A 13,213-nucleotide genomic window follows, 5' to 3' on the forward strand; every position below is an offset into this window, starting at 1 on the left:
CTTCACAAAACGCGCCTATGCTACCCGTTTTTGCCCGGCGTGGATTGCCGCAACGCAAGACATGCATCACAAAGGCGGTAAAAATGCGCGAGATGGCGATAAAAGCAACAATAACGCACGAAACACGCACGCAATCGATTGCCTGTGCGCTATTTGACCTGAGAAGCGTCAGGAGTGCAAGACTCAGCGCGAAGTGGACATGAGCGGGAGAATGAAGTGCGGGGATGTTGCCAGCAGCAGAGCGCTGTGAAGGAAACTCCCCCGGCAGCTAGCCTCGGGCAATGCTTTACTTCGCCAGAGGATAACGCCGGGAGAATTGAAAATCAGAACGCCCGCATTCTGTAGAGGGCATAAAGGAAATAGTACGCTGTGATAGTATTCAAATTCATAATCATGTACTTCAGTTTTTCATTTTTATTCAGCAGCGTAAAAATACCTTTAGAATATTTTCCGCGCTTGATTTGATTAATTTCCTGCGCAATATCAGCAGGTGAAAACGAGGCGTGATACATAGCGGTGACAATCTGCATATCCAGTGCCAGCACGCGTTTCGAGATTGCTTTTAAAAAATGGTCGAGATTACCCGACGCGTACTTTTCCACAATCGAATCGTACAAATCGGTAAGCGACTGTTTACGCACTTTCAGTTCGCTGTACTGCACTTTACGTTTCGACAGCGATCCCGCCACATCCTCATAGTGATAAGCCGCGCCTGGGGTGATCAGAAAATTACTGACGCAGCTGAAAAACTTCAGGTTAAACAGCAGATCTTCACTCATCGAGACGCCTTCCATGAAGCGCAGATGAAGATCGTCAATAATCTGGCGGCGATAACATTTATTATGCAGATAGCCAATGTTGTCGCTCATCTCCAGCTCGCCCAGCACGTAAGGAATATCCTGCTGACTGAAGAATCCCGCCTGCGAGACTTTGCCGATACGGTTGTCGTTGAGATTGCCGACCATTAAGTCCACCGATTCGGCCGGCCAGGCATTGAGATTGAGTTTGAAACTCATCAGGAAGTTATCGTCAACCCAGTCATCCGCATCGAGAAACAGGACATATTCCCCGCAGGCCTGCTGCAGCCCGCTATTGCGTGCCGCACTGACGCCTGCGTTAATTTGATTAAGCACCGTAACCTGCGGATAGTGCGCAAATTCCTGCAAAATTCTGGCACTGTTATCGCGACTGCCATCGTTGACAACAATTATTTCATAGCTACTGAAGGTTTGATTTAATACGCTTTGCAGCGTACGCCGGATAGTGTTTTGCGCGTTATAGACGGGAATGATAATACTAAATAGCGTTTTTTCATTCATGATAAACTCTCTTTACTGTCTGAGGTTTTGATAGTGCTAAAGAGCTGCCATAGTTTCCTGGGGTTGAAAAAGATCAGATGAATACGCATGACCGGCTGTGCCGGGAAAAAGTAATTCAGCAGGGAGAACGATAAAAACTCGGTTAATACCACGCTCATGGCGGCACCGGTTAAGCCGAAATGCGGCACCAGCAACAGCGACGACAGCAGGCAAATCACTAATACCGCGAAGGTTTTCTTCACCAGATAGCGATAGCCGTTATATTTAATGATGAAACGATCCATCACGCTGCTCAGCACCGCGCACATCGCACCGAGGCTGAGTAATAACGTCGGCGCGACGGCATCAAGATATTGCTCACCGTAGAAGTCACGAATAAACCAGCCCGACAGCAGCCAGATCGCCACAATTACCGCAGCGGAAACGCCAATCACCAGCAGATGCAGTTTCTGCGCTTTGACGATCGCCTGCTGGTCATTCCGCTCGGCAAAAAATGCCGGATAAAACGACGCCAGCAGCGCGCTGGGTAAAAATACCCAGGCGGTCGACAACGTCAGCGCCACGGAAAAAATGCCCGCCTCTTTCACGCCGAGAAAATAAGAGACGCTGATTTGATTCACGCGGGTATAGAGCGCAACGGCAATCGCAGAGAAGATCAGCGACATGCCGGAAACCAGCATGTAGCGCGAATACTTTTTCACGTGGCGCAGCGCCGGAAGCGGTGCACGCCGCTCATACAGCAAAAACAGCGTTAACTTGATGGTGAAAGGAATAAAGGTGGCGAGCACAATCGGAATCGCCAGCCAGGCTGGTTCCAGCTGGTAATAGGAGATCAGAAAGCGCACCGTCAGGCTGATCGCCAGGCCAATGACGTTGGCAATCACATTGAGACGCGCGTTGAGCCTCGCTTCGTTGTAAATATTGACCAGGTCAATGGATGAGAACAGGCAGGCAATGGCTGCCGCGCAGATAAAGACCAGCGCGTCGGCGCTCCACTCCTCTTCCATAATCGCCATGCCGACAATCGACAGCACGCAATACAGCACCAGCACCAGCAGGAAGGTCGCCATCATCAGGCGCAGGCCGGAGTGATGATTCTGCGCGATGCGTTTCAGCAAAATCACATCGCTGCCCATCAGTGCGATGGTCTGAATAAACTGAAATACCAGCATGGCGATGGAGATAATGCCGAAGGTGGTGGGCCCGACGTATTTCGCCACGTAGGAGGTGACAAAGATCAGGCCGAATACCGCAATCAGCTTTTCGGCAATCATCCACATGGAGTTTTTTAATTTGTCTTTCACAACGCCTCCGGTGCGATTATTTCTCTGCCAGCCGGCGCAGCCGTGAAACCAGGCGCGGGCTAATGAAAAACAGCGCAAAATACAGGCTCCACGGATTAAGTAGCGGTCCGGCGGTGCACCAGCTGCGGAAACTGCGGCGATAGAGCGTGATGTATTCATCAATGAAGGCGCGGCTCAGGCTGTCGCTGTGCAGCCCTTTGTGGATGTAAGACGCCGTGACTTTTAAATAGAGGTGGTAATAGCAGCGATAATGCTGGCTCGATAAAAACGCCTTCATGCCGCTGAACGAGCGGGCAAAAGAGAAATGTTTTTCCCGCAGCGCCGAACGCGTGGCGGAGTGCGTGGATTTGACGTAGTGATAAACCACCCGCTGCGTCATCACTACCTGGCGATCCTGTTGCAGATGCAGGTAGTTCATGACAAACAGCAGGTCTTCGAAATTGGCGATCTCTTCGTTGAACCGCAGCCGGTGCTGACGAATGACATCGCCGCGAAACACCTTGTCGCAGATACCGTGGCGCGGGTGGTAATAGAGCAGATCGTTAATCGCCGCCGATACCGACAGCACGTGCGCCTGTTCACGGTTGGCGGGAAAATCCAGCGGTGCGCCGTCCGGGTTGAAGTGTTGTGACTCACCCACCACCATCGCCGTTTCATCACTCATCAGCCGCACATACGTAGAGAAGGCCTGGGGCGGCAGGAAGTCATCGGCGTCTAAAAAACACAGCAGCCGGCCGCGCGAGGCGCGAATGCCCCGGTTGCGCGCCGCCGAGACGCCCGCGTTGGCCTGGCTGATAAGGTGGAACTGCGGATAACCGGCGTAACGCTGCAGGATCGCCAGCGAGTCATCGCTGGAGCCATCATTAATAAAAATGGCCTCAAAGCGAACCTCATCCTGCTGTAGCAGGCTGTCGATGCATCTTTCCAGATAAGCTGCGGCGTTATACACCGGCACAATGACGCTAATCAGCACGTCGTTAACGGGAGTTTGCATATGACCTCAAAACATAATTTATCGCGGGTTAAACCCGCCGTGACAAAATAAAAATCGATACTGAACCGTTATACTTAACGTTTAGCGGCCCATGCTTTCATCCGGCTTAACATTAATACGCCGCTGTTTTCAGAGTTTCCTCAGCAAAATATGACCGCCGGAACACGTCTATTTTTTGCTGGAACCAGATAAGAATTTCGCTATATATTCAGGTCAGGTTTATCTGGCGATTTAAAGGATAAAAACCGCAGGCTACCGCCCCTGGCTTACAGCGACCAGCGTGCTGGAATTCTCTTTGGTGCATTTTCAGGCGTAAGGAAGGGGCGCTGCACTCCGCAGAGTTCAGTGATTTATCAGCCAGTTAGCCCCAACACTTCCTGCACAGCAACGTATTTATTGCGTTGCTGCCGGGTAAAACATTTATCAGATAGAGGTTTATTCGTTATCCTGATCGGCACTACCTCTCCAGCTATTTTTTGCCGCATCAGGAGAACGGGAACTGCCGACCGCGGTTGAAAAGGTGCATCTTTCGACGGGCCTTCGCAACGAGCGTCACGACATTAACGATATTTGCTGTATGCCCTGCACTTTTATTACGCCGCGATGTGTGTTGCGCGGCGCGGGGTGCAAGTGGCGTTAATTCAGTCCGGCTATCGCAGTCGGACTGCAAATGGCACAAGGCCAAAAATTGCGATCTGATTCAAAACTTTTACCGCATTCTTACCAGGCGCAGTTATAAGGTCAATGCCTTCCAGACCAAAACGGAATTTACTCACCCGCCCCGCCGCCTTATTTCGCGCTGACTGATTAGCATGGATAAAGCGCGACCGCGGCGATTGATAAGGGCGGCGCGCGCTGCTGACCAGGAATAAGAGCAGGGAAACCGGCGGATAAGTCCAGTAGCATCCTAAGCGGTTGTTATCGCAATGGGTTACGTCCTCGCCGTCCCGCTTAAGCAGTAATAATCTTTATTCATTCTGCTGACCTGCTATTTTTAGTAGTCGTCAAGCCCTGCCTCTATAAATTAGCGCCGTGCGAAAAAATACAGATCCTTACCGCAGCACAAACTCAACTTAGCGAGATTTAATGCTGCTTATTTTAACAATCAGCGCTTCACTGACGTGACTTAGGCCAAATATTTTTTTAAAGAAAGCCGGTAAATGCCGATAACGCTATCAGTGTATTTATCAGTGAGCCCGGAAATGATCAGCCTGCAAACCAATCTGTCTGCCCTCAACGCCAGCAAGCAATCTGCCAGAAGTGGCGCGGCGCTGGGCGATGCGATCCGCCATTTATCGTCGGGTATGCGCATCACCAGCGCGCGTGACGATGCGGCAGGTCAGGCGATTGGTAACCGTTTTAGCAGCCAGCAGAACGGCCTGGCGGTGGCGCAGCGTAATACCGGTGACGGCCTGTCACTGGTCGAAACCGCGGAAAGCGCGCTGGATGAGATCAATAACCGCCTGCAGCGGATTCGCCAGCTGGCGGTTCAGGGATTAAACAGCACCAATTCGCAGAGCGACTCAGACGCCATTCAGGCGGAGATTAACCTCAATCTGAAAGAGATTGACCGGCTCAACACCAGCAGCAGCTTTAACGGCATCAGGCTGCTGGATGGCAGCGCCGGTAAGCTGGGATTCCAGGTGGGCGCTAATGACAACGAGAAAATCAGTCTCGACCTGTCGGCGCCCGGCTTCAGCGTGGAGGCACTGGGACTTAAGGATTTGGTGATCAGCGGCATCAGCGGCAAAGTGACCAATGTCACCACCCTCACCGGCCTCGCCACCAATATGGCGTTCAGCAACCCGGCGATTACCGTGAACTATCTGCCCGCCAGCGGCTCACCGCAGCTGGTGCGCAGCAGTGGTGATAACCGCCAGTACGTGCAGAGCAGCGACGCCGACGGCAAGCCGGTCTATTATCTGGCCGCCGTCAGTGCGCGCTGGGATACCGCCACGGCTGCCGGTAACGTCTCGATTAGCCGCAGCAATCCGGCGCCGCTGTACAGTAACGTCAGCAGCATTGCGTCGCGCACCATCCCGGCGGTTAATTTTCAGGACAGCGGCGGCAGCGCGCTGAGCACCACGCCCGCAGCCACGTTAACGCAGGATAATGGCCAGTATTATATTGAGCAGAACAACAGCTGGTATCCGGCCACACTCAGCTTTGGCAGCAGCGGTGCGGTAACGGCACGCATGACCGGCGGTGCCGCCAAAACCGACAGCGATTTCGCCACCCTGCCGACCACGGTGACCGACACGCCGGCGATCGACACCAGCACCGCTAGCTTTAGCTTCAGCGATGCCAGCGGTAATGCGGTGAGTAATGGCCGTCTGCTGCGCAGCGGCGGGCAGTATGTAATGGAAGTGGATAACGGCGGCGGCAACTACCAGTATTACAACGCCGCCGTCAGCGCGACCTCGGATGGCACCAGTAATGCCCTGAGCATCGTCGCGACCAGCGCCAGCAGCATTAACAGCTTCAGTGCGGTAAACAGCGTGACCGGCACCTCCTACATCACGCTCGATCCGGCCAATGTGGATGTGCGCTATACCGATGTCGACGGCAACAGCAGTAATGATGTGCTGAAACTCGACGCCGACGGCAATTACTACATGGATGTGCCGAACGGCAATCTGGATAAAACCGCCACCTTCGTCCGCAGCGACAGCAGCGGCAACCTGATGCTGAAAACCCTGCAGGGCGTGGGTGACGTGCAGATTTACTTCCAGGCGGCGTTGTCGTCAGTGACCGATGCCTCCACCAACTTTACGACGCTGCGCGTGGCCGAGACCGGTTCAGAGATCCGCCTGAAGCATCCGGACGATCCGCTCGCCACGCTGGATCGCGCTATCGGCCAAATCGACAATCAGCGCACCCGTCTGGGCGCCGTTGCTAACCGGCTGCTCTCGGCGCAAACGCTGCAGGGCAACGCGACCGCCGCCATTGCGGCATCGCGTTCCCGTATTGAGGATGCGGATTACGCTACGGAAGTCTCCAGCCTGTCGCGCCAGCAAATTCTGCAGCAGGCCAGCAGCGCCCTGCTGGCGCAGGCTAATCAGCTGCCGCAGCAGGTGCTGAAGTTACTGAACGCCTGATAAAGGACGTCATCCGGCTTCCGATGAGGCAGAAGCATTACGCTGCTCACGCACAAATTCGCTGAGCGCCCGCAGTGCCGGCGGCACCAGCCGGTGTCCTGGATAGTAGAGGCAGAGCGCACCGAGGGGCACCTGCCAGCCGGGCAACAGGTGCACCAGTCGGCCCGCCTGCACATCTGCCGCGACCTGCTGTTCCGTCATGCAGGCAATGCCCAGACCCGCCAGCGCCGCCTGGTGGATGGCGCTCATGTCGCTGGCCGCCATACGCGGCTCGCCCTGCAGCCGATAACGCTGCTGCTGCTGGCTCAGCTCCCAGCGGTAAACGCTGCCGTCCGCCATGCGCATACACAGGGTTTGATGCTGATCGAGCGCCTCTGGCGTCTGCGGTGTGCCCGCGTGTGTGAGGTAGGCTGGCGCGGCCACCACAATCATGCGCATTTCCGGCGTCAGCCTGACGGCAATCATATCGCCCGGCACGTCCTCTGCCAGCCGAATACCGGCATCGAAGCCGTCGGCCACGATATCCACCCGCTCTTTCTGGCTGTAAATATCGACGCGAATGCGCGGATAGCGCTGCAGGAACGGCAGCAATATCGATGCGTACCACAGCGCGCTGCTCTCGGGCGGCACGTTGAGACGCAGCATACCGGCCGGATCGCCCGGATCGCTGCCGGCTTCCTCAGCCGCGCTGCGGATCATCGCCAGCGCTGGCACAATTTTCTCGCTGAAACGCCGTCCGGCATCGGTCAGCGCGACGCTGCGCGTGGTGCGGTTGAAAAGCCGCACGCCCAGCCGTTTCTCCAGCGCGGCAACCGCATTGGTCACCGCCGAAGGCGACATCTCCAGCTCGCTGGCCGCCGCTTTAAAGGTGCCGCGCCGCGCGACCGCCAGCACAATTTCCAGTTCAGTCAGACCTGTCCGGTTCATCAATTATTCCGTTTCGCGCAATACCCTTTGCAGGCGGAGGCGGATTATCGCCGCCGATGGTGCGTGCTACTTTGCCGCCACGCAACATGCAAAGGAGCATAGCCATGCACATGATTGAACACATCTATATCAACGGCCAGTTTGTCACTCCTGACGGCGATGAATGGCTGGATATTATCAAACCTGCCGACGGCAGCGTTATCGGTAAAGCGCGTCTGGCCAATGCGCAGGATGCTGAACGCGCAATTGCGGCAGCCGCGGCGGCGTTTCCCGCCCTGGCCGCGACCACGGTGGCGCAGCGCATTACCCTGCTGGAACAGATGTACCATGCGGTTAACGGAGCCGAAAGTGAGCTGCACGCGGCGATCCTTGAGGAATACGGTGCGCCCACCGCACGCTCCGAGTGGATGAGCCGCTATCCGGCTGACGTAATTCTGCAGGTAATTGAAGAGCTGAAACGCTATCCGTTTGTACAACAGGCAGGTCGCGCGCAGGTGCAAATGCTGCCGCTCGGCGTTGCCGGCCTGATCACGCCATGGAACAGCAACGCGGGCTTTATCTGCCACAAACTGGCGACCGCGATTGCCGCAGGCTGTACCGCCGTGATCAAACCCAGCGAGTTCAGCCTGTTGCAGACCCAGGTGATCACCAGGGCGCTACACACCGCCGGTTTGCCTGCGGGAGTGTTTAATATCGTCACCGGACGCGGTGCCAGCGTCGGTGAAGCCCTGAGCCGCAGTCCGCAGGTGGCAAAAATCTCCTTCACCGGCTCGACCGCCACCGGCAAAGCGATTTTGCGCAGCGCCGCCGACACCTTTAAACGCGTCACGCTGGAGCTGGGTGGTAAATCACCGACGCTGATTTTGCCGGATGCCGATGCCGCGCAGGCAGCCGGGCTGGCGGTTCAGGCTGGCTTTATCAACAGCGGCCAGGCCTGTATTGCCGGCACGCGCATTCTGGTGCCGGAGCAGCGCAAGGCCGAGTTCGAACAGGCGCTGACGGCGGCAGTCGCTGCGGAGGTCTCCGGCGATCCGGCTGACGCGCGCACCACTATCGGGCCGATGGTTAACGAGAAACAGTGGCAGCGCGTGCAGCACTATATTGCGCTTGGCGAACAACAGGGCGCGCGCCTGCTGACCGGCGGCAGCGGCCGCCCGGACGGGCTGCACCACGGCTGGTATATCCGCCCGACGCTGTTCAGCGATGTCACCAATGAAATGCCGCTGGCGCGCGAAGAGATTTTTGGCCCGGTGCTGAGCATCCTGACCTACCGCGATGAAGCCGAAGCCATCGCCATGGCCAACGACAGCGATTACGGCCTGTCGGCACTGGTGATCGGTGCGGATGAACAGCACGCACGCAACGTGGGAGAACAGCTGATCGCCGGCCGCGTGATGATCAACACGCTGGCTCACGAACCACGCGCGCCGTTCGGCGGTTTTCGCCACTCCGGCATAGGCCGGGAAATGGGACAGGCGGGTATCAGCGCGTTTCTGGAACCACGGGCGCTGATTGCTGGGTAAGGAAGATATGAACGCCGCAGTGAATAGCACTGCGGCGCAGGGTGCCGCGCCCGAGCAATGCGCCTCTTTTAGATTGTGATTATCCTGACGCCCATCACCTTTCTGCGCACGCAAAAATCGCCATGTTTATGAGTGTTAAGGGCACAAATCTGTCACACAGGCTAAATCGGGACAGTAACAATATTAGATAAGGCATTGATTTAACTGGTGCCGGAAACAGGAGTCGAACCTGCGACCTTCGCATTACGAATGCGCTGCTCTACCAACTGAGCTATACCGGCATTGAGGCGGGAACTACGGGGAGTAAACATAGAAAAATCGGGGGGATGAGTCAAGATGGTGCCGGTTAAGTGCTGCGTTTTTCAGCATCACCCGGGCTGGCCTTAGTTTTGACGCGGAAAAAACGCCGCGAACAGCGCCCTCTCGCGCCAGGCACAAAAAAAGGCGAGGCCGCAGCCTCGCCAAAAGGTGCTGGCCTCAATCGTAATAAGGAAGCTTACGATCGACACCGTTGATATTGACCAGCACAAAGCCCGTCGGCGTGGTTTTATTGGTCGGCGTACCTGCTGCCGTCGCGACGGTAAGCACGCCTTTCTCGTTAGCCCCAATACCCGCGACACCATTGTGCAGGCCAAAGCGCGCCGCCGGTTTGAGGGTGCCCATTTTGGTGGTATCCGTCACCACCGAGAAATCAGGCTGGAACAGCGAGCATGAGCCGGCTTCAAAACGCGTCGGACCGGTGGTCTTCAGGTTAATCAGCGTGTCGCCACTGTTGGCGCGCAGCTTCACCCACACCACGGCATAAGTAGTGCCGACGCGGCTGTAGCGAATATCCAGCACCGCCGGCTGCCCCATATGGCAGGCATCCGCCCATACCGTTTCCAGCCGCTGCAGGTTAATCCACGTTTTCCCGGTGCCCGCCAGATTGACCGGCGAAGCGGCCGTTCCGGTTGGCTGGGTGGCGTCGGCTTTACCAATCAGCTCCATCACCCACTGCTGATTCGCCGTCGGGAAGAACAGCTGGCCGAGGCGATACCAGTTATCGGTTTCGGTGTTGTTGGTGACTTTGTGGCCGCTGTAGTAGCCCGCGCGGAATGAGCCGGTGATCAGCGTGCCGTGATGCTCTTCGCGACGATAGCCGTAGTCAAAGGTCGACAGCCAGCGCGTGCCGGCCATATCGTTCGAGATCTTCGCCCCGGACTGCAGGCCAATCTGGCGCATGATGACGCGCGCATTATTGAGATTGAACGGCGTGCCGCAATCCTCAATGTTCAGCGTATCAATGCTCCAGGCACCGTCCGACAGATCGCCCGGATTACGCGTGTGCTCAATCCACACGTTACGCATGATGCCCTGCGTCACGCGCGGCATGTACAGCGTGGCGTCGCCGTAACCGGTCTGGAAGTTACAGTTGCAGATCTCGATAGCCGTTGAGTGGTCCCACTTGCCGTTTGGCGAGTTCGACCAGCCAATATCAAACACCCGGCCATAGGTCCACAGCGTGTAGATCTGGTCGAATTTACTGTCGAGCGTATCCAGCGCTTTAATCACCGTGCCGCCGCTGTTTTGCGCACGGAAACAGTAAATATTTAACGTGGTGCCTTCGATGCAGGTGTTTTCGAAGAACGGCTGCACGTTGGTGCACATCTCGGCGGTAATGGTGCCGGTGTTGGTAGTGACGTCGGCCGATGCCTGACCGTGCCAGGTAATGCCTTTTATCGCGGTCCGCCGCGCCTTCACTTTGAACACCGTGTTGGCACTTTTGTCGGAGATGATGGTGGTGCGCGGCAGCGAACCCAGCTCCACGTCATCCCCCTGCAGACCAAAAAAGGCGATCTCGGTGGCGCTGATGTCGATCGGGTTAATCAGGAATTTACCGCCCGGGAAACGCACCGGCAGGTCACGGATATTACCGCTGTAACCCTGCGTCCACGCCAGCATGCGGTTAAAGGCGTCGGTATCGTTGGCGTAACCGTCCCCTTTCGCGCCGAAGTGGTAGACGTTGACGTCAGCCGGATCGTTGATCACGCGTTTCCAGTAAAAGCCATTGCCGACCGCCAGCGTACCGCCGTCATCGGCGGCCGTGGTGGTGCCGATAAAGCCGGTGAAATCACCGCCGCCACGGAAGGTAGAGTCCGGGTTGTAGCGGCGCAGGAACGCCAGATCGCCATTTTTGGCCGGCACAGTGGTACGCAGTTCAGCAAAAGAGTTAACTTCGATCATCTTAGCCTCCTCGGCATTTCAGGTTTGCAATACAAAGCGTGAGAACAGCGTCAGTGCGCCGCTGGACGGCAGTGCTGATCCCAGAGATCGTTGTGGTTGTTGATGGCGCGCACGGTGCGAATGTCCATGCGTTCGGCGTCATTGCCGTGGGTATAAATCGGGGAAAATAACGAACAGGCGGAGTCGATAACGACGGGCGCCTCAGGGTTGGTGGTATTTCGACTGCTGCAGCTTGTCACGAGCAGCAGCGTCATCAAGATTACCGTTGCGGGTTTCCACACGTCTGGCCTCCTCACGCAGCTGTTGCTGCTGCTGATTAACTTCAACCGCCTGCGCGGCGGTCTTTTCGGCCTGCGCAACATCAGCTTTCGCCTGCTGCTGCACCTTGCCGATTTTTTTACCGCCGGCGTAGCTGGCAATCAGCGCGGCAATCACGCCGCCAATTGCCGCCAGCCAGTGCCAGCTGCCGGCAAGCTGAGAAAGAAGAAAGCTCATGGTTTGTCCTCCAGCGTTTTTCTCTGCTCCACCAGGTTCTTCTGACGCACGAACTGCGCCAGTACGCCCATCGCCACCATGAAGGCGCCGATCAGGCCGAGATAGTTGTGCGGCAGAATCTCTTTGATATCCGCCGGCAGCGCATTCCACGCATCCAGCGCTGACGAGGGAAACGACTGCACCCAGGCGCTGAGCATTGAACCCAGCGACGCCAGCCACACCGACCAGGTTTTAAACAGCAGGCGCGCGTGTTTAACAAACTCCAGCGTGGTGAAGCGCTGCAGCAACAGCAGCAGGATGATGGCCGCCAGCACGGCGATAATGAACAACAGCCAGCGCATGTTCATAACAGCCCCCTGTAGATGTCGTAGGTGCCCGTGCGCATCACTTCGGCATGACGCCGGGCGCGCCCCGCAGTTTGCCGCGCCCACAGGCTGTCGAGCATGGCGTTCGCCGCCGCGTCGAAATCACGTTGCGTCACCGCGGTGAGCATGCCGCGAAACAGCGCCAGACCGTCGACGCCCATCTGGTAGGCCATGCTGATCAGCACATCGCTGCGCGCCTCGTTGCATTGACTCAGTGCCTGCTCCACCAGCGCGCGCTGCTGCATCTCCTGCACCTTGCCCTCAACGATGCACTGCTTCCACACGTCACCAACGCGGCGCGGCACGCGGAAGATATAGTGGCTGAGCGACGCGCCTTTCGGCCCGATGCGAATACCGCCCGCAACGGTGGGAAATCCCTGCGTGTCGAGGTAAGGCGCTTCGCGGTATCCCTCTTCGAAATTCAAAATGGCAATGATTTGGCTCATAACGGTTCCTCTTTGACGGGCGCAACGGCATGAAAAGCTGCGCAAATAACCACAACACATAAACCTCGCTGATCGGTTGCGCCGGGCGACAGGCAGCCGTTAAGCGCAACGCTCAAGCGCAACTAAACAGTGAGGGAAGGTGAAACGTTCCGTTCAGAACTGGGAAAACAGCAGAGAATTAACGCACGGCATACAGATGAACGTGGGGCAAACAGCAGTTATCAAAGCTGGGGTTGTCGTTGCAGGGCCGGGTGGGCGCCAGTACTGCGCGGTCTACCCGGGAGCGGATTTCCCGCTGGCAGATGCGCTCGGCGGTGCGCAGGGTGATCTCATCACACTCCAGGCCCAGGGCAGTGTCGATGCTGCGCTTCAGGCGGCTGAGCGGCTGACGCCGCCGGTGGCGACGGGTGCGCGCGTTTCCGCTAAAGACTGATTTGCCATATTGAATAATCGCCATAACTCCTCCTGTGAATGAGTCTTTGGCGATGGGGTGGTGAGCACGGCGATTCGGCACAGACC

General features: G+C 56.8%; 12 protein-coding genes and 1 tRNA gene. 2 read left to right on the forward strand and 11 right to left on the reverse strand.

The window, feature by feature from the left end; all coding sequences use genetic code 11:
• Nucleotides 1–323: 323 nt before the first annotated feature.
• From K7H94_RS14470 to K7H94_RS14480, 3 genes are read right to left on the reverse strand one after another with little or no spacing between them, the layout of a single operon-like run.
• Nucleotides 324–1,319, reverse strand: a complete 996-nt coding sequence (locus tag K7H94_RS14470) for a glycosyltransferase family 2 protein (protein ID WP_222951234.1) — start codon at nt 1,317–1,319, stop codon at nt 324–326.
• The gene (locus K7H94_RS14475; RefSeq protein ID WP_058758004.1) at nt 1,316–2,623 is read right to left on the reverse strand and encodes an oligosaccharide flippase family protein; all 1,308 of its coding nucleotides are present in this window, start codon (nt 2,621–2,623) and stop codon (nt 1,316–1,318) included. Before K7H94_RS14475 ends, K7H94_RS14470 begins: the two co-directional genes overlap by 4 nt.
• A gap of 16 nt (nt 2,624–2,639) precedes the next feature.
• Complete coding sequence (locus K7H94_RS14480) at nt 2,640–3,617, reverse strand: glycosyltransferase family 2 protein (RefSeq protein ID WP_141496667.1); 978 nt, start codon at nt 3,615–3,617, stop codon at nt 2,640–2,642.
• Nucleotides 3,618–4,819: 1,202 nt separating this feature from the next.
• On the opposite strand from K7H94_RS14480, the gene K7H94_RS14485 reads away from it, so the two are divergent.
• Nucleotides 4,820–6,715 carry a flagellin N-terminal helical domain-containing protein gene (locus tag K7H94_RS14485; protein WP_222951235.1) on the forward strand — a complete coding sequence of 632 codons (1,896 nt, stop codon included), beginning with the start codon at nt 4,820–4,822 and terminating at the stop codon, nt 6,713–6,715.
• A 9-nt stretch (nt 6,716–6,724) separates the two neighbouring features.
• On the opposite strand, the gene K7H94_RS14490 is transcribed toward K7H94_RS14485, so the two are convergent.
• A complete protein-coding gene (locus K7H94_RS14490; RefSeq protein WP_222951236.1) occupies nt 6,725–7,642 on the reverse strand; it encodes a LysR family transcriptional regulator in 918 nt (305 codons plus the stop codon).
• A 104-nt stretch (nt 7,643–7,746) separates the two neighbouring features.
• Here K7H94_RS14490 and K7H94_RS14495 point away from each other — a divergent pair, with 104 nt between their 5' ends.
• Nucleotides 7,747–9,165 carry an aldehyde dehydrogenase family protein gene (locus tag K7H94_RS14495; RefSeq protein ID WP_222951237.1) on the forward strand — a complete coding sequence of 473 codons (1,419 nt, stop codon included), beginning with the start codon at nt 7,747–7,749 and terminating at the stop codon, nt 9,163–9,165.
• 205 nt (nt 9,166–9,370) lie between these two features.
• Here the strand turns inward: K7H94_RS14495 and K7H94_RS14500 are convergent.
• From K7H94_RS14500 to K7H94_RS14530, 7 genes are all read right to left on the reverse strand, one after another.
• Nucleotides 9,371–9,446 (reverse strand) — tRNA-Thr (locus tag K7H94_RS14500).
• Nucleotides 9,447–9,642: 196 nt separating this feature from the next.
• The gene (locus tag K7H94_RS14505; protein ID WP_211726384.1) at nt 9,643–11,388 is read right to left on the reverse strand and encodes a glycosyl hydrolase family 28-related protein; all 1,746 of its coding nucleotides are present in this window, start codon (nt 11,386–11,388) and stop codon (nt 9,643–9,645) included.
• 50 nt (nt 11,389–11,438) lie between these two features.
• On the reverse strand, nt 11,439–11,642 hold the full coding sequence (locus tag K7H94_RS14510) for a hypothetical protein (RefSeq protein ID WP_125310414.1): 204 nt from the start codon (nt 11,640–11,642) through the stop codon (nt 11,439–11,441).
• Nucleotides 11,590–11,883, reverse strand: a complete 294-nt coding sequence (locus K7H94_RS14515; protein ID WP_058769339.1) for a hypothetical protein — start codon at nt 11,881–11,883, stop codon at nt 11,590–11,592. The genes K7H94_RS14510 and K7H94_RS14515 overlap by 53 nt, the downstream gene beginning before the upstream one ends.
• The gene (locus K7H94_RS14520) at nt 11,880–12,224 is read right to left on the reverse strand and encodes a DUF7940 domain-containing protein (protein WP_190286078.1); all 345 of its coding nucleotides are present in this window, start codon (nt 12,222–12,224) and stop codon (nt 11,880–11,882) included. The genes K7H94_RS14515 and K7H94_RS14520 overlap by 4 nt, the downstream gene beginning before the upstream one ends.
• A 2-nt stretch (nt 12,225–12,226) precedes the next feature.
• Nucleotides 12,227–12,694 (reverse strand): lysozyme family protein, encoded by a 468-nt coding sequence (locus tag K7H94_RS14525; protein WP_222951238.1) that lies wholly within the window; start codon nt 12,692–12,694, stop codon nt 12,227–12,229.
• A gap of 178 nt (nt 12,695–12,872) precedes the next feature.
• Nucleotides 12,873–13,151, reverse strand: a complete 279-nt coding sequence (locus K7H94_RS14530; protein ID WP_010618015.1) for a transcriptional antitermination N peptide — start codon at nt 13,149–13,151, stop codon at nt 12,873–12,875.
• Between the last annotated feature and the right edge of the window lie 62 nt (nt 13,152–13,213).

This window comes from Pantoea dispersa (genome assembly GCF_019890955.1).
GTDB classification, from domain to species: Bacteria; Pseudomonadota; Gammaproteobacteria; order Enterobacterales; family Enterobacteriaceae; genus Pantoea; species Pantoea dispersa.